The organism is Streptomyces sp. NBC_01363, from assembly GCF_026340595.1.
In the GTDB taxonomy this organism is placed as follows: domain Bacteria; phylum Actinomycetota; class Actinomycetes; order Streptomycetales; family Streptomycetaceae; genus Streptomyces.
In genome coordinates, this window is record NZ_JAPEPF010000001.1 from 1,656,963 (window position 1) to 1,678,071 (window position 21,109).

The following is a 21,109-nucleotide window of genomic DNA, read 5'->3' on the forward strand; positions in this document are numbered from 1 at the left end:
CAGCAATGGCCGACGAGAACACCCCTGTGACACCTGAAGAGGAGCCCGCCGCCGGTGTGGGCATGCGTGTCGAGCCCGTCGGGCTCGAGACGGAGATGCAGCGCTCCTACCTCGACTACGCGATGTCCGTCATCGTCTCGCGTGCGCTGCCGGACGTGCGGGACGGTCTCAAGCCCGTGCACCGCCGGGTGCTGTACGCGATGTACGACGGCGGCTACCGGCCCGAGAAGGGCTTCTACAAGTGCGCCCGTGTCGTCGGTGACGTCATGGGTACGTACCACCCGCACGGTGACTCGTCGATCTACGACGCACTGGTGCGTCTGGCGCAGCCGTGGTCGATGCGCATGCCGCTGGTGGACTCCAACGGCAACTTCGGTTCTCCGGGCAACGACCCGGCCGCCGCCATGCGGTACACCGAGTGCAAGATGATGCCGCTGTCCATGGAGATGGTCCGGGACATCGACGAGGAGACCGTCGACTTCCAGGACAACTACGACGGCCGCAACCAGGAGCCGACGGTTCTGCCGGCGCGGTTCCCGAACCTGCTGGTCAACGGTTCGGCGGGCATCGCGGTCGGTATGGCGACCAACATCCCGCCGCACAACCTGCGCGAGGTCGCGGCCGGTGCGCAGTGGTACCTGGAGCACCCGGAGGCCTCGCAGGAGGACCTCCTGGAAGCGCTGATCGAGCGGATCAAGGGCCCGGACTTCCCGACGGGCGCGCTCGTCGTGGGCCGCAAGGGCATCGAGGAGGCGTACCGCACCGGCCGTGGCTCGATCACGATGCGCGCGGTCGTCGCGGTCGAGGAGATCCAGAACCGGCAGTGCCTGGTCGTCACGGAGCTTCCGTACCAGACCAACCCCGACAACCTGGCGCAGAAGATCGCCGACCTGGTGAAGGACGGCAAGGTCGGCGGTATCGCGGACGTCCGTGACGAGACCTCGTCGCGTACGGGTCAGCGCCTGGTCGTCGTGCTGAAGCGGGACGCGGTCGCCAAGGTCGTTCTGAACAACCTGTACAAGCACACCGATCTGCAGACCAACTTCGGCGCCAACATGCTGGCGCTGGTCGACGGTGTGCCGCGCACCCTCTCGATCGACGCGTTCATCCGCCACTGGGTGACGCATCAGATCGAGGTCATCGTCCGGCGTACGAAGTTCCGTCTGCGCAAGGCGGAGGAGCGGGCGCACATCCTGCGTGGCCTGCTCAAGGCGCTGGACGCGATCGACGAGGTCATCGCGCTCATCCGGCGCAGCCAGACGGTCGAGGTGGCGCGCGAGGGCCTGATGGGCCTGCTGGAGATCGACGAGATCCAGGCGAACGCGATCCTGGAGATGCAGCTGCGCCGGCTGGCCGCGCTGGAGCACCAGAAGATCACGGCCGAGCACGACGAGCTCCAGGCGAAGATCAACGAGTACAACGCGATCCTGGTGTCGCCGGAGCGGCAGCGGAAGATCGTCAGCGAGGAGCTGGCGGCGATCGTCGACAAGTTCGGCGACGACCGGCGTTCCAAGCTGGTGCCCTTCGACGGTGACATGTCCATCGAGGACCTGATCGCCGAGGAGGACATCGTCGTCACGATCTCGCGCGGCGGCTATGTGAAGCGCACGAAGACGGACGACTACCGCTCGCAGAAGCGCGGCGGCAAGGGCGTGCGCGGTACGAAGCTCAAGGAAGACGACATCGTCGACCACTTCTTCGTGTCGACGACGCACCACTGGCTGCTGTTCTTCACGAACAAGGGCCGGGTGTACCGGGCGAAGGCGTACGAGCTCCCGGATGCCGGCCGTGACGCCCGCGGTCAGCATGTCGCCAATCTGCTGGCCTTCCAGCCGGACGAGCAGATCGCCCAGATCCTGGCGATCCGTGACTACGAGGCCGCGCCCTATCTGATCCTGGCCACGAAGGGCGGTCTGGTGAAGAAGACCGCGCTGAAGGACTACGACTCCCCGCGTTCGGGTGGCGTCATCGCCATCAACCTCCGGGAGACGGGGGACGGCTCGGACGACGAGCTGATCGGCGCGGAGCTGGTCTCGGCCGAGGACGACCTGCTGCTCATCAGCAAGAAGGCCCAGTCGATCAGGTTCACCGCGACGGACGATGCGCTGCGCCCGATGGGCCGTGCCACCTCGGGTGTCAAGGGCATGAGTTTCCGCGAGGGAGACGAGCTGCTCTCGATGAATGTTGTCCGGCCGGGTACGTTCGTGTTCACTGCCACCGACGGTGGGTACGCGAAGCGGACTCCCGTCGACGAGTACCGGGTTCAGGGCCGTGGCGGTCTGGGCATCAAGGCTGCCAAGATCGTTGAGGACCGGGGCTCGCTGGTCGGCGCGCTGGTGGTCGAGGAGACGGATGAGATCCTCGCCATCACGCTCGGCGGTGGTGTGATTCGTACGCGAGTCAATGAAGTCAGGGAGACGGGCCGTGACACCATGGGCGTTCAACTGATCAATCTGGGCAAGCGCGATGCCGTCGTCGGTATTGCCCGTAACGCCGAAGCCGGTCGTGAGGCCGAAGAGGTCGAGGGGTCCGAGGACGCCGAGGCCGCGACGGCGGAGGGTGCCGAGAGCACGGTCGAGGGCAATGTCGAAGGCACCTCGCCTTCGGCCGGGGAGCACGAGGAGTAGAGCGTGAGTGGAGCCACGGGCGCCGGTTCGGCCGCTTCCGGAGCAGGAGCGAACGGTGCCCGTGGCCCTGCCACGGACTCCCAAGGGGGCACTGTGACGGACACCCGGGGGCCTCAGCCCCAGTACGAGGGCTATGCGACCGGGCCGTTGCCCGGTGAGCGCGAGCCCGCACCGGGGCAGGCGAGCGGGCCTTACCACCCGCCGCAGGCGTATCCCTCGCCCGCCGGCGGGACCCAGGGCGGCCGGCCGCACGGCACGCAGGGCGGTGCGCAGGGCGCCGGCGCCGCGCAGGCGGCCCGGCGGCCGCGGACGGGGGCGCGGACGACTCCGCGTACCCGCAAGGCGCGGCTGCGGGTGGCCAAGGCCGATCCGTGGTCGGTGATGAAGGTCAGCTTCCTGCTCTCCATCGCGCTCGGCATCTGCACGGTGGTGGCTTCCGCGGTGCTGTGGATGGTGATGGACGCGATGGGCGTCTTCGAGACCGTGGGCGGCACGATCAGCGAGGCCACCGGGTCGAACGACAGCAACGGCTTCGATCTCCAGTCGTTCCTGTCGCTGCCGAGGGTTCTCATCTTCACTTCGGTCATCGCGGTGATCGACGTGGTTCTGGCGACCGCGCTGGCGACGCTGGGCTCCTTCATCTACAACTTGTCGGCGGGTTTCGTGGGCGGTATCGAGCTCACGCTGGCCGAGGACGAGTAGGACGCCGGGTATCGATTTTGGGACTGGCCCCGACGTGCGCTAATCTTCAGAAGTCAGCGCAGAGCGCGGCGGGGCTATAGCTCAGTTGGTTAGAGCGCATCCCTGATAAGGATGAGGCCACAGGTTCAAATCCTGTTAGCCCCACCAGTACGAAGGCCCCTCACCGGAAACGGTGGGGGGCCTTCGGCATGTACGGCTGATGTATGCGGCTGACGTGTGCGGCCGGCGTCAGTAGGTTGGCCGCATGTCTTCCGTACTTGTTGTCGGTTACGACCCACAGGCACTGCCCGGCGTCGACGCGGAGGTCGTTCGCGCGACCCTCGCCGAGGAGGTGAGGCGGTTCGGCGAGCTCGGTATCGAAGTGGCCGTGACGCTGGTCGTCTTCGACGAGTCGGCCGAACCCGCGATCGTCGCGTCGCTGGCCGAGCGTCCGTGGGACGTGGTCGTCGTCGGGGGCGGGATCCGCAAGACCGAGCAGTTGCTCCCGCTCTTCGAGCGGATCGTGAATCTGATCCGCCGCCATGCGCCCGGGGCCGCCATCGCGTTCAACACCAACGCGGGGGACAGCGTCGAGGCGGCGCAACGCTGGCTCCAGTAGGCGGGAGAGGCGCTGCAGGGCACGGAGAAGCCCCCGTCCGGTGTGAACCGGTCCGGGGGCTCGGTGCGTCAGTTGAGCGGCTCTCAGGGCGGCAGGAGGGACGTGTCCCCCGCCGGGGCCCCGTGGGGGCTGCGGGCGGCGTTCCTGGTGTCGGTGGCCGTGTTGTCGACGGACAGATGACGGGTCGCGGGTGAGGAGCCGTGCGCCTCGGCGCGGATGCGCTGCTTCATCGTGGGTGGCAGCGCCCTGTCACGCGGAAGGGTCCATCGCACCGACGGGGTGGTCGCGGTTGCCGCGGTCGCACCCATGTGCTCCTGGTTCGTGGTGGTCGGCTCCGTGGCGCTCTGCTCCGTGGCCGCCGCCGGGGTGCTCATGAGCCCCAGCGCGGCGAGCAGTGCGAAGAAGGCGGTGACGAAGGCGGTCCAGATGCTCTTGGGCTTGAAGGTGCTCATGGCCCCTCGCTTTCGGGTGGTCCGGTTTGCTTACCTTTCTGATGATGTGGATGTGGCTCGCGATTTCATGGACCGACGCCACCGATCCGCCGATCTTCGGATGAACACCACTCGTATGGTTCAACCGGTCCTGACGGGCTTGTTCCGGACCGCGGGACGGGGCCGGATCCGCCGGGTGGAACGATCCTCGGACGATCGCTTTTCCCCGGGCGCCAGTTGGGTCGCAGGCAGGTCACCGGTTGATATCGGCCGGTGTGTATAGTCGGGCGGCAGAAGTCCCCTACGTCAAGGAAAGACGAGGTCGCGCGGTGAAGAAGCTTCTCCTGGTCGCACTGGCCGCCATCGGCGGGCTCCTCGTGTACCGCCAGATCCAGGCGGATCGCGCCGAGCAGGATCTGTGGACGGAGGCGACTGACTCCGTGCCCGCAGGTTCGGGTGTGTGAGACAGAACAGCCTGATTGCGGGCCCCGGTCGCTGAGCGGCCGGGGCTTCGTGCTGTTGCGGGACCGTGACGACCGTGCTCTTGAGTTCACCCGAGCAAATCAATACGTTGCTTGAGCAAAACAGCCGGGTTTTGGTCGAGGGGGCACGGGTGAAGGCACGGGACCACCACCGCCGTACCGCAGCCGCGGGGGCATGGATCGGCGGGGCGCTGCTCGCCCTGGTGGCGGGCGCGATGCCGGCCGTGGCGGCGCCCGCGGACACCGCGCCCGGAGCATCCGGAGCCGGCTCGAACGGCAGCCTGGTCATGGTCCTCGACTCGTCCGGCTCCATGGCGGACGACGACGGGACGGGGCACACCCGGATGGAGAGTGCCCGTACGGCCGTCGGGACCGTCGTCGACGGCCTTCCCGACGGGTATCCGACCGGACTGCGGGTGTACGGCGCCGACCGTGCCCGGGGCTGCGCGGACACCAGGCTGGTGAGGCCGGTGCGCGGGCTCGACCGGGCGGCCGTGAAGCGAGCCGTGGCGGCCGTACGGCCCCGGGGCGACACTCCCATCGGCCTGTCGCTGCGGAAGGCTGCCGAGGACCTTCCGCGGCCGTCGGGCGGCGCCATCGGTACGCGCACGATCCTGCTGGTCTCCGACGGCGAGGACAACTGCGGTACGCCACGGCCCTGCGAGGTTGCCGAGCAACTCGGCAAGGAGGAGATCGGGCTGCGGATCGACACCGTGGGCTTCCAGGTGAAGGGCGCGGCCCGCGAGCAGCTCGAATGCGTCGCGGCGGCGGGCAACGGCCGCTACTACGAGGCACCGGACGCCGATTCGCTGGCCAGGCAGTTGCAGCGGGCGTCGCAACTCTCCGCGGACGGCTACCGGTTCCGGGGCGAGCGGATCGCGGGCACGGCGACGAGCGCGGGGGCGCCCGTGCTCGGAGCCGGGCAGTATCTCGACACCATCGGGCCGGGTGAGAAGCGGTACTACGCCGTCGACCTGGACGCCGCCTCGACGGCGGACTTCTCGGCCACGGCCGTGCCGCAGCCCGGGGCGGCCGTCGACACCTTCGACGCGCTGCGCACCGGCATCGCGTACGGCACCGGCAGTTCCTGCGGGTCGGAGACCGCGCACTTCTCCCAGAAGGAGAGCGCGACCCCGCTGACCTCGGCGATCGCTCGTATCCCCACCGCGCGGGGCACCGGTCCCTGCGACCGGGCGGGGCGGTACTGGCTGGTGGTCGAGCGGGAGAGCAAGAAGGGCTCCGACGCGGCGCGTTGGCCGCTCGAACTCGTCCATGGGGTGGAGGCGCCGCTGGCGAAGGGCGTCACGCCCGCCCAGTCGCAGCCGGAGTACGGCAAGGGCGGCGAGGACGCCGTGCCTCCCTCCGGCGACCCCCGCGACGTACGGGGCGGCACCGGCTTCAACGATGCCGAGAAGATCGCCCCGGGCGTGTGGCGCGACGGGATCCTTCCGTCGCAGACCCTCTGGTACAAGGTCCCGGCCGGTTGGGGCCAGCAGGTGCGCTACGACGTGGAGTTCGCGAACGAGCCCATGGTGGAGCGCGGCGGATCCACGTACTCGTACGGGGCGACACAGCTGTTCACACCCGCCCGGTTCCCGCTCACCGGAGGCGGCGAGTTCACCCCGACGACCCTGTACAGCGGCCGCCCTTCGGCGGTCCGGATGGGAGGCGTGCCGGTCGCCTGGACCAATCGCTACGAGAACGGCGCCCATGTCCGGCCCGTGCACGCCGGGGGCGACTTCTACATCTCGGTGACGCTGGGGGCGCGGGCGGCGGACATCGCGGAGAACCCGCAGATCGGCGTCGTGCTGCGGGTGTCGGTCCACGGCGACGAGCTGGCCGGTCCCGGGCACCATGCTCCCGCCGCCGCCAAGAAGACGGACAAGAAGGGCAATTCGATCAAGGTCGAAGACAGCAGCGGTACGGGCGGGGCAGGATGGACCGGCATTGCGGCCGCTGCCGGGGCGGGCGCCGTGGTGGTGGTGATCGCGGGGCTCGTGTTCGTACGCGGGCGTCGCGGGCGGGCCGCACAGACGACGAGGGGAAGCGCGTGATGAGGCAGCGCAACAGGGGCCGGGTGGCGCTGGTCGCGGTCGCGGCGATGTGCGCGGCGGCGGCGCTGCCGGGGCAGGCGTTCGCGGCCGGGGAGCCCGCCGCGTACACCTTCGACCCCGGGGCGGAGAAGGTCGTCGGCACGGAGGTCAGCACCGAGGCGTCGGCGCTGACACCCGGATCGGTCTACAAGAGCTCGATCAAGCCCGGCGAGAAGCTCTACTACCGCCTCAACCTCGACGCGAGGACGAACGCGTACGTCTCGGCGGTGGCCGTGCCCAGGGGGGGCGGCCAGGTCGCCTACGGGGACGGCATCACGGTCAGCATCCGCGACAGCACGGACATGCAGTGCAGTTCGGAGGACGCGCGGTTCGAGTCGGCGGAGTTCCCGCGTCCGATCGCCACGTACGCCTACCGGATCATGGAGAAGGACAGCAGCACCTGCCAGGAGGCCGGTACGTACAACGTCCTGATCGAGCGGGAGAGCAAGGAGACCTCGGCGCCCGACGAGTGGGACCTGGAGCTGCGCTACGAGTCGGAGCCGCAGCTGAAGTCGGCCGGTTCGATGCCGACCGACGCGCCGAAGGACTGGCCGTCCGCCTCGCCCACGCCGCCCACGACCGCCCCGCAGAAGCGGTCGGGCGGCACCAGCTACTACGACGCGACCGGTCTGGAGACCGGCGAGTGGCAGGAAAAGGGCGGCATCAAGCCGGGGCAGACCCTCTTCTACCGGGTGCCGGTGGACTGGGGCCAGCAGATCTTCGCCACCGCGGACCTGAGCAACAACAACGCCTCGGACGAATTCATCGGCAGCGCGCTCGCGATGTCCCTGGACAATCCGGCGCACGGCCACGTCGACTCCGCGACGCCGCTGTCGTACTCCGGCAAGCCCGCGTCCGTGTCGCTGGATCCGCTGCCCCCGGTGGCGTACGAGAACCGCTACGACTCCACGGGCAGCGTCAGCGCGATGCGATTCGCCGGCTGGTACTACCTGTCGGTGACGCTCAGCCCGGCGATCGCGAAGTCGTACGGCGACAAGGCGATTCCGCTGACCCTCAAGGTCAAGGTCGAGGGGAAGGCGCGGAATTCGCCGTACACGGGGGACGCCGGGGCCTTCTCGGTCACACAGGACGACAAGGACATGGCGAAGAGCGGCCAGAGCGGCCCGCAGGCGGCCAGGAGCGGCACGATGAAGACGGTCGGCGCGGCCGGGATCGGCGCGGGTTCGGTGCTGGTGCTCGGGCTCGGGGTGTGGACGCTGCTGGCCCGGCGCCGCGCGAGCACCGCCCCGGCGGGACCGTCCGGCGGCGAGCAGTCGTACGGAGGCCCGCCGCAGGCCTGGTAGCCGGGCCGGAACCCGAGCCCCTTGCAGCAGGGGCTCGGGCGACCGGGCTCAGCTCTGGGTCAGCGCCCAGATGCCCACCGCGAAACAGATCAGCGCCACCAGCAGCACCGGGACCGCCACCTTCGGGGACGGTCCCGGACGTCTCTGCGGGGCGCGCGCCGGAGCGACCGCCGGGCCGTGCGGGGGAACCCCCGCGCCGGGCGCGGGAGTCCGCGGCTGCCCGACGGTGTATGCGCGGGTGAGAGCCGGTTCGTGCTGCACGGCGGACGTGGGCGCCTGTGAGGGATCCGGGGCGGGAGCGGGGACGGGGACGGGAGCGGCGTACGGGGACGCCGTGTGCGCCGGGAGTGGAGAGTGCGGCGTGACCGGCTGAGCCTGCTGGGGCGACGGCGCGGCCTGCTGCGGAGGCGGCGGGAGGTGGAAGCTGCCCGTCTCCGACATCGGCACCGGCGGTTGGGTGTACGGCTGCTGCACGGGCTGCTGGGCCGCCGCCTGTTCCGGCTGGCCGTGCTGTCCCGGTTGTTCCGGCTGGGCGTCCTGGGCGTTCTGCGTGTTCTGAACGGGGGCCGGGTTCGGTCCCGAGGGGCCGAACCCGGGGGGCAGCGGCCCGATTTGGTCGAAGACCTCGACCGGCTCGTCCTCGGCTCCGGGCTCCGGCAGCATCTCGACCGCGGCCGTCAGCGCCTTGCGCGCACCCGTGGCCGTACGGAACCGAGCCTGCGGATCCGGCTGCAGCAGCCCCGCGAGGACCTGCCACAACGGCTCGGGGATCCCCTCCGGTGCGGCGGGCGTGCCGTACGAGGCGAAGTGCTCGACGATCGCCTGCGCGTCGGGCTTCTTGCCCTGGAGCAGATACAGCGCGACGAGGCCGACCGCGAACAGGTCCGCGGGGAAATCGGGTTCCGCACCCATCATTTGCTCGGGCGCGAAATAACCGGGTGTTCCCACCACGTAGTTGGTCTCGGTGAGGCGCGGCTCTCCCTTGCGCATGGAGATACCGAAGTCGGACAGCCGCAGATGGGGTCGTCCGGTACCGGTCGCCTCCATCAGGATGTTGGCCGGCTTGATGTCCCGGTGCACCACGCCCTCCGCATGCACCGTGGACAGCCCCGACAGCAGCTGGTCGAGGAGCGTGCAGACGAAACGGGGCGGCAATGGTCCGTAGTCGCCGATGACATGCGCCAGCGAACCGCCGCTCACCAGATCCATGGTGAACAGGACCTTGTCGTCGTCCGCCGCCCAACTGGCGGGCGCGAGCACATGCGGATGCTCGATCCGCAGCGCCTGCTCGCGGACGAAGCGCAACAGCGTGTGCGCGTCGCTCTGCTGGAGGACCTTGGCCGCCACATAGCGGCGGCGCCGGTGGTCCCAGGCCCGCCAGACGGCGCCGACCCCACCACGTCCGATCGGATCGATCAGTTCGTACCGACCGGCGAAGACCTCACCCATTGTGCTGCGCCCGCTCCCAGTTCCTATTTCGGTCCACGGCGTTCCTGTTTCGGCCCACGGCCGGCTTCGGGGGTGGTGCCCGGCCCGATCCAGCGAGAGCTAGCCCTGGTGTCCCTCGTAGTGCGCCACCGCGTCCGCGGTGCGCCCTGCGCCGTACACCCGGAGGAACTCTGCCAGTTCCGGGTGGGTCGGGGCGAGGGAGTCGGCGGCATCGATGATGTCACCGGCGGCCGCGACCGACCGCAGCAGCGACTGGATCTCGCGGACCACGCGCCGGACGGTGGGGGCGCCGCCGGTGGTCGAGGTCTGGCCGGTGCCGGTGAGGACGGAGCCGCCCTGGGACTTCTTGATCTCTTCCATGCGGTCGGTGGCCTCGCCCGCGCTGACGCTGCCGTCCGCGACCTGTCCGGCCAGCTCCTGGAGCGCCTGGACGCGCTGGACGACCGCGGGGTTGCCGATCTTCGCCCGCTGGCCGCTCATCAGCTGGGAGAGCATGGGGGCGGACAGCCCGAGGACGGCGGCGAGCCGGGCCTGGTTCAGGCCGAGATCATCGATCAGCCGGCGGAAGAGCGCACCGAGAGGCTCCCCGTACCAACTGCGCTGAAGCTCTCTGGCCCTTGCCGTTGCCTCTTGCTGCGCTGCGTCCATGGCGTCTCCCCTTCGCTGCGGCTTCGCTGCTGCGAACCTCGTCGAGCATCTTACGGAGAGTGGTCGCCGACCGGGAGCCCCCATCTTTTTGCAGGATTCCGGGGAGTACCCGGTACTCTGGTCTGCGGCGGTGGCCAGGACGCTGAAGCGTCTGGGGCTGTCCGTTTTTCGGGGCCTTAGCTCAGTTGGTAGAGCGCTGCCTTTGCAAGGCAGATGTCAGGAGTTCGAATCTCCTAGGCTCCACCCATAACCCCCTCTGACCGGCACGAACGCGGTCGGAGGGGGTTTTGTGTGCTGCCGTGCTGCTGTGCGCCGTGAGGGCACGGCGGGGCAGCGAGGGAAGCGGCCGGGCGGCAGGGAAAACGGAACCCGCGCCGGAAGACCGTGATGTCTTCCGGCGCGGGTTCGTAGTTCGGGGGACCGGCTCAGCGGCGGTCGTCCGGTCCGGTGCCGTCCACACCCTCCGGGCCGTCCGACCCGTCGGCCTCCGACTCGGTCTGCTTGTCCCGGACCTCGGGGTCCAGCGGGGCCGGGCCGCTGCCGTCGACCGAGGTCAGCGGCGCGCGGTCGGAGACCTCCGTGGCAGCGGGCGGTTCGACCAGCCAGTCGGGGTTGGCCTGCTTGTCCCACCACCGCCAGGCGGCGTAGGCGCCGCCCGCCACGATGCCGACCACGACGAGCCCCTTGAGCAGCCGCCCGGCCTTCGCCCGCCGCTCGTGCTTCCTGGCCAGCTGCCGGATCTCCGCCGCCGTGACCTGCCCGCGCAGCGCGGCCAGCGCGGCGGCGCTGCGGGCCGAGGCCTCCTCGGCCATGGGCTGGGCGACGGCCATCGCGTGCTCGACCCGCGGCACCGTGTAGTCCGCGGCGGTACGGGCCGCCCGGCGGGTGCGGCGCGCGGCGCGCCGGCCGACCTCGTCGACCTTGGGCGGCACATGGGTGAGGGCCAGTTCGATACGTGGTGCCAGATGCGCGTCGTATTGGACGCGGGCTTGCTGGGCCGCCTTGGACACCTTCGGCGCGAGCCGTGTGCGGGCCTCGTACGCAAGATGTGCGGCCTGGTCCTTGGCCGTGTCGGCGTAGGGCGCCACCACTTCCGCGGCGTGCTGCACGCTGTCCTTCGCCGAGTCGGTTGCGGCGCGCACGCTGTCGATGCGGGTCACGTGATCCTCCTCCTTGGTGGCGGGTAGACACTCCGCCTTTCCACCCATTTCGAGATCATGCCTGCCGGAGTCCCGTATGGCATGTGGGGCGGGCATCCGGGTCATTCAGATCATGAGTGATGTCTTCGGGCAATTCGGTGCAAGGGGAGCTTGCCGACGACGATGCCACGGTTCGCTCCAGCCCGCGCCGCTTCGTCACGCACTTGGCCGCATTTGTTCCTGCGGGGAGCGGCACGGGAGGCGGACCGGCGGGGCTGCGGGCGGGCGGGCGCGGATTGCGACGGCGTGCGAGGTGCGGAATGGGGGCGCGGAATGGGGCAGGGAGGTGACGCCACGCCTTCGCCGGTGGCGGCCGGGCGCCGGAGCGCACGGTCCGTGCGAGGATCGGTGAGCGTCACTGAAGACTTGGTGAATGTCACTGAGACCTTGGTGAACGTCACTGAGGACTCGACATCACCGGAGACTTACGGAAGGCAGATCGTGGCCGAGGAGCTTTACGCCACCTTGAAGACCAACCAGGGCGACATCGAGATCCGGCTTCTGCCGAACCACGCGCCCAAGACGGTCAAGAACTTCGTCGAGCTCGCCAAGGGCGAGCGTGAGTGGACGCACCCCGAGACCGGTAAGAAGTCGACGGACAAGCTGTACGACGGCACCGTCTTCCACCGGGTCATCAGCGGCTTCATGATCCAGGGCGGCGACCCGCTCGGCAACGGCACCGGTGGCCCGGGGTACGAGTTCGCGGACGAGTTCCACCCCGACCTCGCCTTCACCAAGCCGTACCTGCTGGCCATGGCCAACGCCGGTCCGGGCACCAATGGCTCGCAGTTCTTCGTGACCGTTTCGCCGACCGCCTGGCTGACCGGCAAGCACACCATCTTCGGCGAGGTCACCGACTCCGCCAGCAAGAAGGTCGTGGACGCCATCGCCGCCACCCAGACCAACCCCCGCACCGACCGCCCGGTGCAGGACGTCGTGATCGAGTGGGTCGCCATCGAGACTCGTTGATCACCTGTGGTCATCGACTGATCACACACTGATTGCCCGTTCGGGAACCAACCGCCCTGCCCGTCCGTACTGATACATAGCGGACGAGCAGGGCGGCGTTGTGCGTGCCGTGCCCGCCATGACGAGGACCGAAGGGACCGGGAAGCGATGGGACCGATGGACCAGCAGCCGCCGGGAGGCACGGACCAGTCCGCCGCCGCGGACGGCTCGCTCAGCTGCTACCGCCACCCCGGTCGCGAAGCGAACATCCGCTGCACCCGCTGCGAGCGCCCGATCTGCCCCGAGTGCATGATCGACGCCTCGGTCGGCTTCCAGTGCCCGGCCTGCGTCCGCCAGGGATCGGGTACGGGACACGGACCGGCCGCCAATCAGCCACGCACTGTCGCGGGCGGCAACGTCACCGCCGATCCCCGCCTCGTCACCAAGATCCTTCTCGGTATCAATATCGCCGTGTACATCGCAGTGCTGGCGAGGGGCACCGCGCTGGTCGACGAACTGATGCTGATCGGCCGCGCCACGACCCACTACGGCGGTCCGCTCGAAGGCGTCGCGGAGGGCCAGTGGTACCGGCTGGTGACGTCGATGTTCCTGCACCAGGAGGTGTGGCACATCGCGTTCAACATGCTGGGGCTGTGGTGGCTCGGCGGGCCGCTGGAATCGGCACTCGGCCGTGCCCGCTACCTCACGCTCTACATGATCTCCGGCCTGGCCGGCAGTGCCCTCACCTACTGGCTCTCCGTGCCCGTGCAGGGTTCGCTCGGAGCCTCCGGGGCGATCTTCGGGCTGCTGGGCGCCACCGCCGTGCTCCTGCGCCGGCTCAACTACGACATGCGTCCGGTCCTCGCGCTCCTCGCGGTGAACCTGGTCATCACCTTCAACCCCTGGGGCGGAATCGCCTGGCAGGCACATGTCGGCGGCCTGATCGCGGGCACGCTGATCGCGATCGGCATGGTGCACGCACCCCGCGAGCGGCGCGCGCTGGTGCAGTACGGCACCTGTGCCCTGGTCCTGGCGGCCGTGATTCTCGTGGTCGTCGCCAGAACTGCCGCGCTGACCTGAGCGGACGTGGCACCCGGGTTGGTTGTCCACAGTCGTAGTTGTCCACAGCGGGTGCCGGATCTTGTGCATTCTGTGGGAACAACTGTGCCCCTTGTCGCTGAGCTGGGTTTCTCCAGTCGGGACAAGGGGCGTGCCATCCCCCGATGGGGGAGACTGCAGTCACATCGGCGTCAACCGCCAGGGAGTTATCCACAGATCGTCTGACCTTTTCCCCCGTCTGTGGATAACGCTGTGGGTAACTTGGGGCAAGGCTTGCGGGACGGGGCCCCGCTGTGCCACCAGGAGCGCCGCGGTTCTGCTTCCGCCGCGGTGCTACTGCTGCTGCGGTGCTACTTCCACTGCGTGGAGACACCGAAGCCGCCGGCGATGAAGCCGAAGCCGACGACGATGTTCCAGTTCCCCAGGTCCTTGATCGGCAGATCGCCGTCGGTCACATAGAAAACGACGATCCAGGCCAGACCGATCAGGAAGAGCGCCAGCATCACCGGCGCCACCCAGCTGCGGCTGGTCAGCTTTATGTTGGTTGCCTGCTTCGCCGGAGGAGGCGTGAAGTCGGCCTTCTTGCGGATACGTGACTTCGGCACGAGGAACTCTCCTGTCGATGCGCTGCGTGACCGCGCAGGGAACTGTGGCTGGCGCCGGGGCGGGGCTCGAGGGGGAATACTGCCTCCCCCGGGCGTCCGTTAGCGTAGTGCTTCCCTGGCGCCGAAGGAGATAAGGGTACGTTGAGCAATTCTGCCGACTCCCCCCAAGGCCCGGTCCGGCGCACCTTCCGGCACCCGGTCCGCGTGCTCACCGCTGCCGTCTTCGCCCTCGCCGGACTGATCTTCGTCACCAGCGCCAACACGGCCAAGGGCACCAATATCCGCACCGACTCCTCGCTGCTGAAGCTCTCCGATCTCATTCAGCAGCGGAGCAACAAGAACGCCCAGCTGGACGAGACCAACGCGGCCGTGCGCGAGGACATCGACGCCCTCGTCCGGCGCGACGACAGCAGCACCAAGGCGGAGGACGCCCGGCTCAAGGAGCTGGAGCGGGCCGGCGGCACCACGAAGCTCACCGGCCGGTCGGTGAGCGTCACTCTCAATGACGCCCCGCCCAATGCCACCGCCAACCCCGGCTACCCCGACCCGCAACCCAATGACCTGGTCATTCACCAGCAGGACCTGCAGGCGGTCGTCAATGCCCTCTGGCAGGGTGGGGCCCGGGGAATCCAGGTCATGGACCAGCGGCTGATCTCCACCAGCGCGGTGCGCTGTGTCGGCAACACCCTGATCCTCCAGGGCCGGGTCTACTCCCCGCCGTACAAGATCACCGCGGTCGGCGACCCGGGCAAGCTCAAGCAGGCGCTCAACAATTCCCCGGCGATCAGCAACTACCTGCTGTACGTGAAGGCGTACGGGCTCGGCTGGAAAGTCGATGAGCACGAGGCGGTGACTCTTCCCGGCTACTCGGGCACAGTGGACCTCCACTATGCGGAGCCCGTGAAGTAGCGAGCGGCTGTGGGGAGGCCGGCCAGGTGTCGGTGCGACTGATCGTCAGGACGTTCAGCGAACTCTGCATCACCATCGGCGCCCTGATCGTGCTCTTTGTGGTGTACGTGCTGTTCTGGACCGGGGTGAAGGCGGCCGACGCGGCCGAGGGGCAGATCGACTCCCTGCGCAGCCGGTGGGCACAGGGGACGGTGTCCGCGCCCGCGCCGCAGGCCTCCCCGACGTCGAAGTCCTCGAAGGCACCAAAGGCGCCGAAGGAGCCTCCCGCCCCCGCCGCGTACCAGGACGGCAAGCCGTTCGCGATGCTGTACATACCCCGCTTCGGCAAGGGCTGGGAGTGGCCCGTCCTGGAGAACACCGAGGTCAGGACCTTGCAGAAGGGCCTCGGTCACTACACGGGGACCGCCCGCCTCGGTGCGAGCGGCAATTTCGCGGTGGCCGGACACCGCCGTACCTACGGGGATCCGTTCAAGGACTTCCCGAAGCTGCGCCCGGGAGACGCGGTGGTGCTGACGGACGGGACGACGTGGTTCACGTACCGCATCGACAAGAAGCCCTACCGGACGGTACCGAGCGACATCGGGGTCATCGACGCCGTCCCCCGGAAGTCCGGCTTCGACGGGCCGGGCCGCTATCTGACACTGACCACCTGCGACCCCGAATGGGGCAGCAGCCACCGGCTGATCGCCTGGGCGCACCTCGATGCCACCCAGCCCATGACCGAAGGCAAACCGACAGCTTTCCACAGCTGACCCACGCTTCTGCCCCCGCCCTTTAGTCTGGTCCCGTACCGAATGGAGGGGACAGCATGTACGGCTGGATCTGGCGGCATCTGCCGGGCAACGCATGGGTGCGTGCGCTCATCTCGCTCGTGCTGGTGCTGGCTGTCGTCTACGCGCTCTTCCAGTACGTCTTCCCGTGGGCGGAGCCGCTGCTTCCGTTCGGTGATGTGACGGTGGACGGCTCGACCGGAACGGGGGGCGGCCAGTGAGTGCCCGCATTCTCGTCGTGGACAACTACGACAGCTTTGTCTTCAACCTCGTCCAGTACCTCTACCAGCTCGGCGCCGAATGCGAAGTGCTGCGCAACGACGAGGTGACCACGGCACACGCCCAGGACGGCTTCGACGGCGTTCTGCTGTCGCCCGGTCCCGGCACCCCGGAGCAGGCGGGCGTCTGCGTCGAGATGGTGCGCCACTGCGCGGCGACGGGCGTCCCGGTCTTCGGGGTCTGCCTGGGCATGCAGTCGATGGCGGTGGCGTACGGCGGGGTGGTGGACCGTGCCCCGGAACTGCTGCACGGCAAGACCTCGCCGGTGACCCATGAGGGAGCGGGGGTTTTCGCCGGCCTGCCGTCTCCCTTCACCGCGACCCGCTACCACTCGCTCGCCGCCGAACCGGACACGGTTCCGGCGGAGCTGGAGGTGACGGCGCGGACCGCCGACGGCATCATCATGGGGCTGCGCCACCGTGAACTTCCGGTGGAGGGCGTGCAGTTCCACCCGGAGTCGGTGCTGACCGAGTACGGGCACCTGATGCTGGCCAACTGGCTGGCACAGTGCGGTGACACAGGGGCCGTCGCGAGGTCGGCGGGGCTCGCGCCGGTGGTGGGCAAGGCCGTCGCGTGACCGCACTCCGCCCCGAACACGACGCCGGACAGGACGGCCCGTACGAGCAAGGAGCGTACGAGGCCGCAGGCGCGTTCGAGGCGGCGGTCGACCGGCTGGCGGACCCGTTGAACGACCCGCTGCCGGGGCGGCACGCCTCGCCGTGGTTCAGGGCGGGGAAACCGGCTGAGGCGGCGCAGACGGCCGAGGCACCGGGAGCGGGGCGAGGACAGCACCGGGCCCCGGACGGGCAGGCACGGGCCGTGCCTCGGGCGCAGGAGCAGGCGCAGGCGCCACATGGGGTGCAGAGCTCCGAGGGAGCTCCGCGGGAGTGGTACGACCCCGAGGGGTTCGAACGGGACTGGTACGGGCAGCAGGCGCCCGCGCAGGCGCCCGCGCAGGCGCCCGTTGCGGAGCCCCGGGCGCAGCCCGTACCTCTTCCCTTCCCGCTCGGCGACGAGACGGTCGGTCTGCCCCGGCTCCGGGGTGACACCCCGCCGGGGCCGGAATCGGCTCCGGCTCCGGCTCCGGATCCGGATCCGAAACGGGCGAGCGACGTGGAGAGCTTCGCCGAACTCGGAACGGAGCCCGAAGGCACCGATCCGGAACCGCGCACCGGAGGCCGTGCCGAACGGCGTCGCGCCGCCAAGGGGCGGGGGCGCGGCCGAGCCGACCAGCGGCCGGACACCGCGGCGACGGCCGCCGCACAGGCCGACAAGCCGATGTCACGCGTCGAGGCACGGCGTGCGGCGCGCGCGGCGAAGGACAGCCCGGCCGTGGTGGCCAGCCGGGTCACCGGGGAGCTGTTCATCACGCTCGGCGTGCTGATGCTGCTGTTCGTCACCTATCAGCTGTGGTGGACGAATGTGCGCGCCGACCAGTACGCCGGCAAGGAGACGCACAAGATCCAGGACGACTGGGCGAAGGGCGACCGCAATCCCGGTGTGTTCGAAGCGGGGCAGGGATTCGCCATCATCCACATTCCCAAGCTGGACGTGGTCGCTCCGATCGCCGAGGGCATCAGCAAGGAGAAGGTCCTCGACCGGGGCATGGTAGGTCATTACGGCGAAGGCGCGCTCCGTACCGCGATGCCGTCGGCCGAGCAGGGAAATTTCGCCCTGGCCGGTCACCGCAATACGCACGGCGAGCCGTTCCGCTACATCAACCGGCTGAGCCCCGGCGACCTGATCGTGGTCGAGACACAGGACGCGTACTACACGTACAAGACGACGAGGACGCTGCCGCAGACATCGCCGTCCAATGTCTCGGTGATCGATCCGGTTCCGCGCGGATCCGGGTTCACCGGGCCGGGCCGGTACATCACTCTGACGACCTGTACGCCGGAATTCACGAGTACGTACCGTTTGATCGTCTGGGGCAAGATGGTCGACGAACGACCGCGCAGCAAGGGGAAGCCCGACGCGCTCGTGGGCTGAATCATCATCACGACAGGGACGGGTGCGGTGACAGCTAGGACCGAGCACGAAGAGCGGGTCGGCGAATCCGCGCCCCCGCCCCGGCGCAGGGGCCGCCATCCCGTCGCGACCGTGATCAGTGTCTTCGGCGAACTGCTGATCACCGCGGGCCTGGTGCTGGGGCTCTTCGTCGTCTACTCCCTCTGGTGGACGAATGTGCTCGCCGATCGTGAGGCCACCAAGCAGGGCCACACCGTCCGCGACCGCTGGGCGGGCGGGCCGGGCGCGCTGGACACGAAGGACGGCATCGGCTTCCTCCACGTCCCGTCGATGAAGAACGGCGAGGTGCTGGTCAAGAAGGGCACCGACACCGAGAACCTCAACAACGGCATCGCGGGCTATTACACGGACCCGGTGAAGTCGGCGCTTCCGTGGGACAAGAAGGGCAACTTCACCCTGGCCGCCCACCGTGACGGGCACGGTGCCAAGTTCCACAACATCGACAAGGTGAAGACCGGGGACGCGGTCGTCTTCGAGACCAAGGACACCTGGTACGTCTACAAGGTCTTCAAGGAGCTTCCCGAGACGTCGAAGTACAACGTCGACGTTCTGCAGCCCGTGCCGAAGGAATCGGGCGCGAAGAAGCCCGGACGCTACATCACGCTGACGACCTGCACGCCGGTCTACACGTCGAAGTACCGCTACATCGTGTGGGGCGAGCTGGTGCGTACGGAGAAGGTGGACAAGGACCGTACGAAGCCGGCGGAGCTGCGCTAGCCGATACGATGATCCGGGCCCGAAGTCGCAACCATTCCTTGCGACTTCGGGCCTCTGTCGTTCCGACCGGCTGCTCCTACTTGAGCACCTGCAGCTTCGCGCCCGCGCTCCAGGCCTCCAGGAGGCCGCGGTGCACGGCGGTGACGCCGGCCTGCATCGCGATATCGAGCGTCTCGCGGGAGAACGGGCAGGTCGCCACATACACAGCAACGTCTGCCCGGTGCAGAGTCTTGGTGCCGACGAACTTCTGCATCTCACCACTCCACACAGAGCGGTACGGGGCGAAGTTCGTAGAGTAGGCCGCCGGCGAGGTGCCCGCAGTGCGGGTCCTTTTCCGTCGGCCCCTCCCCGAACGGGACAGGCCACTTTCACAGCATCCCGCTCTCCAGTGATCGTTTTCGTGTTGAGATGTTGCGCCTACCTGCGTGGATGTCCTGATGGCAGGTTTCGCAGACGACGAGCGTCTTGCGTCGCCTTCGCGCCATCAGACGTACCCACCCAGGCGGGTCCGGTCTGCCTGGCTTGTTGAGATCGGCGAGCTTGCGGATGTGGTGGACTTGCAGCCCGACCCCGGCCTCGCAGATTTCACATTGCCCGGCAAGCAGTCGATGGATGAGCTCGTTCGTTGTCGACTGCATGACCGGGGCGCTGTCCTTGATGACGGCGCCACGCTGACGTTGCAAAGGGATCCCGCCGAAGCGGGCGACCAGCGGCTTCTTTCCCTCACGGGCAACTGTGACTTGGAAGCACCTCCGCGAGCCGAGCGGGGTGTCGACGGTCGCTTTGTACCGTCGAACCATCTTGCTCACGGTGGAACTGTGCTTCGCGGCCAGGGTCTTGAGCATAGATGACCCCATCACCCAGTTGAGGGCGTGCAGGCGGAAGACGTCCTGCGCCAGAAGGTAGTACTGGACGACCCCGCGGTACTCGTTCTGATACTTCATCACGATGCTGTAGTCGCTGTCGTGAATCAGAATCGAACGATGCGTAGGCATCCCTTGGCGCATGTACAGCTTGCAGCGTTGCCGAATTACGTCACGGGGAACGAATAGGCCGATCTGCCCATTGACCGAGCGTTTCGGCCCGGTCACTTTCGTATCCTCGTGCTGGACTCGTACGTCATATCCGAGAAACCTCGCAGCCTGGCTGACGGCGTGGGTAATCAAGGTCTTAGGGACGGACAGCTCCAGCTTGAGCTCAGAACGCAGGAACCTACGCATCCGGTCCTTGATTTCCTCGGCTTCGCGTTTCGGTCCACAGAAACCAAGGAGCCAGTCGTCGGCGTACCTGATGTATCGAAGCCGCCTGTATCCGGGATCGTTTGGGTCAACGCTGGGGATTAGGCGGCGCTGCAACCGAAGTCGCCTTACCGCTTCTATATCCTTTCGGCGTTTAGCCCGCTGGATCGCGTTACAGATGGATGCGTACTCAGGGTTAGTCGCTCGCTGACTTCCCCGGTTGTAGTCCGGCATCAGATGTTGCTCAACGAACCGATCCAGTCGGTCGAGATAGATGTTGGAGAGGATAGGGGACACGACCCCGCCTTGCGGCGAACCGCTTAGCGTGGCGTTCCACTTCCAATCTTCCAAATATCCGGCACCGAGCATGTTTCGGATCAGCCGCAGGAACCGGCCGTCGTGGATTTTCTCCTCAAGAATCGCGAGCATGATCTCGTGATCCAGGCTGCCGAAGCAGTCAGAGATGTCTCCCTCGATAAACCAGCGTGTCCCGGTCCAGGTATTTGCCACCTCGGTCAGAGCTGTGTGGCAACCCTTCTTGGGACGGAAGCCGTGTGACCTGTCAGAGAACTGCGGCTCGTAGTACGCCTCTAACAGCAGGCGCATGACCTCGGCCACGAGCTTGTCTGACCAGGTGGGCAGGCCGAGCGGTCGCTTCCCCTTGTTCTTCTTGGGGATGTACACCCGCTTTACTGGCGTCCATCGAAACGACTCCGAGCGCAGGGCCTGGACAATCGAATCGATCTTAGCCAGTGACATGCCATCCACGGTTTCTCCCGTGACTCCTGGGGTCATCGCACCCTTGTTGGAGTAGATGCGCCCATAAGCCATCAGGAACAGCTGCGGGTTGAACAGTTGGCGGTACAACCTCTCAAGCGGCAGACCTTTCCTGCCGCGTTCTCGGATGACGGACAGCACAGTTTCGGCGCTCTGCATTACGCATGCCTCCCTTCGCTGAACGTCTCAATCACCTGTGCCCCTTTGCCCTGCGATCAGCTTTCCTGATCTCCTTGGCAGGTC

The 21,109-nt window shown here is 68.1% G+C and carries 21 protein-coding genes and 2 tRNA genes; 16 read left to right on the forward strand and 7 right to left on the reverse strand.

Features of this window, described 5'->3' with window-relative positions; genetic code table 11:
- The first annotated feature begins 5 nt into the window (after positions 1 to 5).
- The 4 genes from gyrA to OG611_RS07820 all read left to right on the forward strand — a co-directional run bounded on the left by gyrA (position 6) and on the right by OG611_RS07820 (position 3,927).
- Positions 6 to 2,627 carry a DNA gyrase subunit A gene (gyrA, locus tag OG611_RS07805; RefSeq protein WP_266416845.1) on the forward strand — a complete coding sequence of 874 codons (2,622 nt, stop codon included), beginning with the start codon at positions 6 to 8 and terminating at the stop codon, positions 2,625 to 2,627.
- 93 nt (positions 2,628 to 2,720) lie between these two features.
- Positions 2,721 to 3,329, forward strand: coding sequence for a DUF3566 domain-containing protein (locus OG611_RS07810; RefSeq protein ID WP_266416847.1), 609 nt, complete (start codon positions 2,721 to 2,723; stop codon positions 3,327 to 3,329).
- A gap of 70 nt (positions 3,330 to 3,399) precedes the next feature.
- Positions 3,400 to 3,476 (forward strand) — tRNA-Ile (locus tag OG611_RS07815).
- A 97-nt stretch (positions 3,477 to 3,573) separates the two neighbouring features.
- Positions 3,574 to 3,927, forward strand: a complete 354-nt coding sequence (locus tag OG611_RS07820) for a hypothetical protein (protein WP_266416849.1) — start codon at positions 3,574 to 3,576, stop codon at positions 3,925 to 3,927.
- 83 nt (positions 3,928 to 4,010) lie between these two features.
- Here the strand turns inward: OG611_RS07820 and OG611_RS07825 are convergent, their stop codons facing one another.
- A complete protein-coding gene (locus tag OG611_RS07825; RefSeq protein WP_266416851.1) occupies positions 4,011 to 4,379 on the reverse strand; it encodes a DUF6344 domain-containing protein in 369 nt (122 codons plus the stop codon).
- Between the two features lie 308 nt (positions 4,380 to 4,687).
- Between OG611_RS07825 and OG611_RS07830 the strand changes: the two genes are divergently transcribed.
- From OG611_RS07830 to OG611_RS07840, 3 genes are all read left to right on the forward strand, one after another.
- Positions 4,688 to 4,822: a DLW-39 family protein gene (locus OG611_RS07830; RefSeq protein ID WP_003958712.1), complete on the forward strand. Its 135-nt coding sequence runs from the start codon at positions 4,688 to 4,690 to the stop codon at positions 4,820 to 4,822.
- A 233-nt stretch (positions 4,823 to 5,055) separates the two neighbouring features.
- Positions 5,056 to 6,894: a VWA domain-containing protein gene (locus OG611_RS07835; RefSeq protein WP_266425644.1), complete on the forward strand. Its 1,839-nt coding sequence runs from the start codon at positions 5,056 to 5,058 to the stop codon at positions 6,892 to 6,894.
- Positions 6,894 to 8,237 (forward strand): hypothetical protein, encoded by a 1,344-nt coding sequence (locus tag OG611_RS07840; RefSeq protein ID WP_266416854.1) that lies wholly within the window; start codon positions 6,894 to 6,896, stop codon positions 8,235 to 8,237. The genes OG611_RS07835 and OG611_RS07840 overlap by 1 nt, the downstream gene beginning before the upstream one ends.
- Before the next feature lie 48 nt (positions 8,238 to 8,285).
- Here the strand turns inward: OG611_RS07840 and OG611_RS07845 are convergent, their stop codons facing one another.
- Both OG611_RS07845 and OG611_RS07850 read right to left on the reverse strand, forming a co-directional pair.
- Entirely contained in the window at positions 8,286 to 9,686 is a 1,401-nt protein-coding gene (locus OG611_RS07845) for a serine/threonine-protein kinase (protein ID WP_266416856.1), read from the reverse strand.
- A gap of 99 nt (positions 9,687 to 9,785) precedes the next feature.
- Entirely contained in the window at positions 9,786 to 10,334 is a 549-nt protein-coding gene (locus tag OG611_RS07850; RefSeq protein ID WP_266416858.1) for a DNA-binding protein, read from the reverse strand.
- A gap of 170 nt (positions 10,335 to 10,504) precedes the next feature.
- On the opposite strand from OG611_RS07850, the gene OG611_RS07855 reads away from it, so the two are divergent.
- A tRNA-Ala gene (locus OG611_RS07855) sits at positions 10,505 to 10,577 on the forward strand.
- A 182-nt stretch (positions 10,578 to 10,759) separates the two neighbouring features.
- Here the strand turns inward: OG611_RS07855 and OG611_RS07860 are convergent.
- Positions 10,760 to 11,494 (reverse strand): DUF5324 family protein, encoded by a 735-nt coding sequence (locus OG611_RS07860; RefSeq protein ID WP_266416860.1) that lies wholly within the window; start codon positions 11,492 to 11,494, stop codon positions 10,760 to 10,762.
- A 480-nt stretch (positions 11,495 to 11,974) separates the two neighbouring features.
- On the opposite strand from OG611_RS07860, the gene OG611_RS07865 reads away from it, so the two are divergent.
- Together OG611_RS07865 and OG611_RS07870 are read left to right on the forward strand one after the other, a co-directional pair.
- Positions 11,975 to 12,502 (forward strand): peptidylprolyl isomerase, encoded by a 528-nt coding sequence (locus OG611_RS07865; RefSeq protein ID WP_266416862.1) that lies wholly within the window; start codon positions 11,975 to 11,977, stop codon positions 12,500 to 12,502.
- Positions 12,503 to 12,658: 156 nt separating this feature from the next.
- Positions 12,659 to 13,561, forward strand: a complete 903-nt coding sequence (locus tag OG611_RS07870; RefSeq protein ID WP_266425646.1) for a rhomboid family intramembrane serine protease — start codon at positions 12,659 to 12,661, stop codon at positions 13,559 to 13,561.
- A 329-nt stretch (positions 13,562 to 13,890) separates the two neighbouring features.
- On the opposite strand, the gene crgA is transcribed toward OG611_RS07870, so the two are convergent.
- Positions 13,891 to 14,145 (reverse strand): cell division protein CrgA, encoded by a 255-nt coding sequence (gene crgA, locus OG611_RS07875; RefSeq protein ID WP_093548084.1) that lies wholly within the window; start codon positions 14,143 to 14,145, stop codon positions 13,891 to 13,893.
- Between the two features lie 141 nt (positions 14,146 to 14,286).
- Between crgA and OG611_RS07880 the strand changes: the two genes are divergently transcribed.
- Genes OG611_RS07880 through OG611_RS07905 form a run of 6 tightly spaced genes read left to right on the forward strand, consistent with a single transcriptional unit; the run spans position 14,287 to position 18,851 of the window.
- The gene (locus OG611_RS07880) at positions 14,287 to 15,054 is read left to right on the forward strand and encodes a DUF881 domain-containing protein (RefSeq protein WP_266416866.1); all 768 of its coding nucleotides are present in this window, start codon (positions 14,287 to 14,289) and stop codon (positions 15,052 to 15,054) included.
- A gap of 26 nt (positions 15,055 to 15,080) precedes the next feature.
- Complete coding sequence (locus OG611_RS07885; protein WP_266416868.1) at positions 15,081 to 15,806, forward strand: class E sortase; 726 nt, start codon at positions 15,081 to 15,083, stop codon at positions 15,804 to 15,806.
- A gap of 56 nt (positions 15,807 to 15,862) precedes the next feature.
- Positions 15,863 to 16,045: a hypothetical protein gene (locus OG611_RS07890; RefSeq protein WP_093548079.1), complete on the forward strand. Its 183-nt coding sequence runs from the start codon at positions 15,863 to 15,865 to the stop codon at positions 16,043 to 16,045.
- Complete coding sequence (locus OG611_RS07895) at positions 16,042 to 16,680, forward strand: aminodeoxychorismate/anthranilate synthase component II (protein ID WP_072487563.1); 639 nt, start codon at positions 16,042 to 16,044, stop codon at positions 16,678 to 16,680. Before OG611_RS07890 ends, OG611_RS07895 begins: the two co-directional genes overlap by 4 nt.
- A complete protein-coding gene (locus OG611_RS07900) occupies positions 16,677 to 18,095 on the forward strand; it encodes a class E sortase (protein ID WP_266416871.1) in 1,419 nt (472 codons plus the stop codon). Before OG611_RS07895 ends, OG611_RS07900 begins: the two co-directional genes overlap by 4 nt.
- 27 nt (positions 18,096 to 18,122) lie before the next feature.
- The gene (locus OG611_RS07905) at positions 18,123 to 18,851 is read left to right on the forward strand and encodes a class E sortase (RefSeq protein ID WP_266416873.1); all 729 of its coding nucleotides are present in this window, start codon (positions 18,123 to 18,125) and stop codon (positions 18,849 to 18,851) included.
- A gap of 76 nt (positions 18,852 to 18,927) precedes the next feature.
- Here OG611_RS07905 and OG611_RS07910 read toward each other — a convergent pair whose 3' ends face one another.
- Both OG611_RS07910 and OG611_RS07915 read right to left on the reverse strand, forming a co-directional pair.
- Complete coding sequence (locus OG611_RS07910; protein ID WP_266416875.1) at positions 18,928 to 19,104, reverse strand: hypothetical protein; 177 nt, start codon at positions 19,102 to 19,104, stop codon at positions 18,928 to 18,930.
- 115 nt (positions 19,105 to 19,219) lie between these two features.
- Positions 19,220 to 21,025, reverse strand: a complete 1,806-nt coding sequence (locus OG611_RS07915) for a reverse transcriptase/maturase family protein (RefSeq protein ID WP_266416877.1) — start codon at positions 21,023 to 21,025, stop codon at positions 19,220 to 19,222.
- Positions 21,026 to 21,109: the final 84 nt, after the last annotated feature.